The organism is Oleiphilus sp. HI0117, from assembly GCF_001635235.1.
Genome location: NZ_LWGA01000961.1, coordinates 1 through 3982 on the forward strand (window position 1 = coordinate 1; position 3982 = coordinate 3982).

Genomic DNA, 3982 nt, shown 5'->3' on the forward strand with positions numbered 1-3982 from the left:
GGGGAGCTGGGCTTCTGCGCGGCGATCAAAAGCAATGCTAGCGACCAACTCGGCGCGATGGTCGAAAGGAATACACGGATAAAGTACGTGTTTGTGAACAAAAATATAATAAGAACTAGAGCTACCGGCCGGTGCTTCCTTGCGAATGTCGCTTAGCTCAGTCTCGCTCAATAACGAGTTTTGCCAAGGGATTAGGCGTTCACTAAGGTCAATTGAAGCGCTGCCGAAGATGTTGCAAAGTTCTTGTGCCAAGCCTTCGGGGCCTTTAGATGCACTGTCGTAGAGCTTTAAGGTGAGCACTGAGCTGTCAAGGGGCGCTTTTTTTATAGAACTGCTATACACGTTTTATTCCGAAACTTATCTATCAATGCTGTTAAAGCGTTTGTCTTTTATCTAGTGCGTTTATAAGTGAGCATCATAGGGAATTTTAAGCAACAAATCGGTCTTGACACTTTGTTTTTGTGACAAGACTTCTTAATAAGTAGAAGTACGTGGTGATTCTGTGATCTTATCGCACTGAATTTATAGGGCTTCGTCACAGCGGTACTTACTTGGCTAAGTTCGTGTTTAAGAGGGATGACATTTGAATAGCCTTCATTGATTGAGTTGGATCATGTCTCATATTCCAGAAAACATGCTAATCTGAAGATCTTCACTTACGGAGATCATGTATGAGTCATACTGTTGAAGGTCAAGAGACCCATAAACATTGGGGGCGTCTAGGGCGCTCCATCCTCAATGGAGTGATAGGTGACTACCTTGAAAAAGAATGTAACCCTTTGGCTATCCAGATGGGCTTTTATTACCACTACAAACGCTTGGTCTTAAATGAACACCTCGTTCATCAGCTGGATGCGCCGTTAAGTAATAAGGTGGTTGTATTTGTTCATGGGCTAACAAACCTGGAAACGGTTTGGGATTACCACCTAAAGGCTCCCAGTGAAGGGGAATCTCTCGTCGATCATTATATTGATAGCTGTTTCGACTATAAAGGCGGCGATGTCAGGGAAAACTATGGTACAAAGTTGCAGGAAGATTTTGGTTATACACCGTTCTATCTTCGCTACAATACCGGACTTTCTTTAGAAAAAAATGGTCGTCTTCTGGCAAAGCAACTGACTCAATTGCACGAAGCCTACCCGATTAATATTGATGAACTGATGCTTGTCGGTTTCAGTATGGGCGGACTCTTACTTCGACATGCTCAATATTGTGCCATCCAAACTGATATGCCTTGGCTCTCGAACTTAAGTAAATGTATGTACTTGGGTACACCGCACGAAGGCTCACCGCTTGAAAAGTTTGGCCACTTTAGCGGTGAAATCGTTCGACACTTTCCTCGGGATTACATTAGCCATTGGGCTGATTGGATTGATCGGCGGAGTGAAGGTATTCAAGATTTAAAGCATGGCTTGAAGTTTTTTGCTCCATCTGAAGAAATTGAGTCGTCATGTGCGAGTTTCTATGATCAGGCTCGTCATTACTTTATTAGTGGTAGTGTTGGAAAGAATGAAGATAGCTTTATTAGCAGAGTGATGGGGGATAGCTTGGTCAGACAGGGTAGTGCTAACCCGGGCTCTGCGCCAACACATAGCCAAAACGCTCACTTTGAAGGCCTGCCACATATTCCATTGGCGCACTCTGACCGCGTGTACCAGCAGATAGCATGCTGGGTTGATGAAGATGAGCGAAGATTGCGTACACGTCATGCGGGGAAAGCGCTCGATTTAATCAACTATCAGGTAATACGTAAACCCTATATCCCCGAAGCTGGGCAGCAAGATGTGTCCAATCAAGCTTTATTAGCAGGCACTATCGATTTGATGGCGAGCGCTTACGATAAAACGGTAGAAACAGTTGAGACGGTTCATTACTCAATTGCTGAAGAGCCCTTTTATGTGATGCAAAAATTACCCGTAGTGAGTCAAATAGCCAAACCTATTGAAGCCGTGCACCGAGATATTCTGGATATCGTCTATCGTTCACTAAGAGGTGGCGGCAAGCTTGTCCATCGTGCGGCTAAATTGCTTACCCCGGATGACCTTGCACAAGCTAGACCTAATGCATAGTTTTTACTTTGCCTTTCTATTACCATAAGTAGTGCTATCATAAAAATAACCCAAGCTTTTTCCACCACTTACATAATAAATTTAAGGTGAGTTACATGCCTATGCGTTTTATGTCTGCTTTTAGACACTTTTTACCTATGATTGTCTGCGCGATGCTGGCTGGACTGCTCTCTGGAGCAAGCTACGCCACAGATAATAAGCGGTTTGAATCGTCCGTTCGAATTGGTTACGTACCTCATCTTTCTTTCAAAGTTGATAACGGTATTGCTTCAGGAAGTCTTGCAAATTTGATGGAATGCTCGAGCGCATACTTTTCTCATGTCGAGTTTGTCGAAATGCCAGACTACTCATTCATGGAAGGTGCGCTTGATAGTAATGTGATTGATATTGGTTTGAATATGGTCAAGACCAAATCGCGGGATAAAGTCGCTGAATATGCCTTTGACCTATATACCTCACGTATTTTACTCGTGGGTAATGGTAATTCCCGAAACAATCAAGGTGCAGGTATTCTTGCGGTTAAACAAGGCAGTGATATCGATATTTTGTTGTTGGCTAAGGGCTATCAAGTTAACACTCAAGCTTATTCGATTGATAGGCTGATCGAGATGTATCGTGAAGGACTCATTAATTCATTTGCAGAGTCAGAAGTGAGTATCTTTGATGCGCTTCAGGCTTTGGATGCGGATGAGGTCGATTATGATTATGAAGTACTGGCCGAAGCCGCTGGCGGAGCTTATGTCGCTAAGCACTTCTTGAAAAATAACCCCTCAGTGATTAAAGACTGGCAGCAAGTAACGAGTGTTTGTGCTTACCTTGCACCCAAGATCGAATTATAAGTAGATCCTGTTGTCAGGCCTATGCTCCCTTGATTCGGGCTGATCATCCCTAGGAAATTATGCCTCTTTTCTGATAGAATCCGCGTGCGCCGTAGAGATAGCTGTATAAGTTTTGTGCAGTTTTACGGTGCCATATTCTAGCGATTTACGAAAGAGGTTCGTTGCATGTCTGTTGTTCGATGGCTATTAGGCCGTATTATTCTATTAGTTGATTTTCTGTTTAAGCCTCGTAAACCCAAGCTTTCCAGCGAGAAGCAGTTAGAACTGGACGCGGCGACGCAGAACATATCGCTATATCAGTATGCTGCCTGTCCATTTTGCGTAAAGGTTCGATGGGCTGCGCGTCGTCAGGGCTTAAATATTGAGACTCGTGATGCGAAACGCAATAAGCAGTTTGCTGAAGAGCTACAGTCCGGTGGAGGAAAGCTTAAGGTGCCATGCTTAAGAATAGAAAAAGATGGTGAGCAACAATGGATGTATGAGTCGTCAGATATTATTTCTTATCTTCAAGAGCAATATACATAAGAGAGTCCTGCAGAGGGCCCCAGCCCTCGCTATGCGGAGTTAGATAGGTTCAAAGGTGCGACCTGCCAGCGAGGCTCGGTACAAATCTAGCTGTTACTCTCTCCAAGAACCTTTCTGATTTCCTGTTCTGCATAATCCAGTTCTTTAGCAAAAGAGCTTATTGCTTCTTCTTGCACTTCATTTGGGAACTGTGTGTTGTTTTCCAGATCAATTGCCAGGCAAGCTACTCTATTTATACCCAGTTCTTCAGCACTTGTGCGTAAGCGGCTTGCTTTCTCAGTGATCATTTGTTTGTTGATAGCGCTGAGCCCAGAGTTTAAGTGCTGTCTGATCTCGCCAACTTCAGCGACGAATTGCGATAAGGCACTCCGATAATGTTGCTCGTCTCCCAGGCTAGTTCGCAGGCCAATATTTTGGTCGAGCACGCCAGCGGGAAGGCCTGTTGATGAGCCAAAATTATTGCTTGACGAATCAGGGGCCTCGTCAACAAAATTATCAGGCTCAGGCTCAGGCTCAGGCTCAGGCTCAGGCTCAGGCTCAGGCTCAGGC

The 3982-nt window shown here is 44.5% G+C and carries 4 protein-coding genes and 1 pseudogene; 3 read left to right on the forward strand and 2 right to left on the reverse strand.

Features of this window, described 5'->3' with window-relative positions; genetic code table 11:
• On the reverse strand, positions 1-342 hold a 342-nt coding region (locus A3757_RS17195; RefSeq protein WP_156506382.1), incomplete at its 3' end, for a hypothetical protein.
• Positions 343-671: 329 nt separating this feature from the next.
• Between A3757_RS17195 and A3757_RS17200 the strand changes: the two genes are divergently transcribed.
• The 3 genes from A3757_RS17200 to A3757_RS17210 all read left to right on the forward strand — a co-directional run bounded on the left by A3757_RS17200 (position 672) and on the right by A3757_RS17210 (position 3433).
• The gene (locus A3757_RS17200) at positions 672-2069 is read left to right on the forward strand and encodes a triacylglycerol lipase (RefSeq protein ID WP_068552621.1); all 1398 of its coding nucleotides are present in this window, start codon (positions 672-674) and stop codon (positions 2067-2069) included.
• A gap of 95 nt (positions 2070-2164) precedes the next feature.
• Positions 2165-2908: a hypothetical protein gene (locus tag A3757_RS17205; RefSeq protein ID WP_068552622.1), complete on the forward strand. Its 744-nt coding sequence runs from the start codon at positions 2165-2167 to the stop codon at positions 2906-2908.
• A gap of 165 nt (positions 2909-3073) precedes the next feature.
• The gene (locus tag A3757_RS17210) at positions 3074-3433 is read left to right on the forward strand and encodes a glutathione S-transferase N-terminal domain-containing protein (RefSeq protein ID WP_068509001.1); all 360 of its coding nucleotides are present in this window, start codon (positions 3074-3076) and stop codon (positions 3431-3433) included.
• An 86-nt stretch (positions 3434-3519) separates the two neighbouring features.
• Here the strand turns inward: A3757_RS17210 and A3757_RS17215 are convergent.
• A pseudogene (locus A3757_RS17215) lies at positions 3520-3982 on the reverse strand (hypothetical protein); the annotation flags it as partial.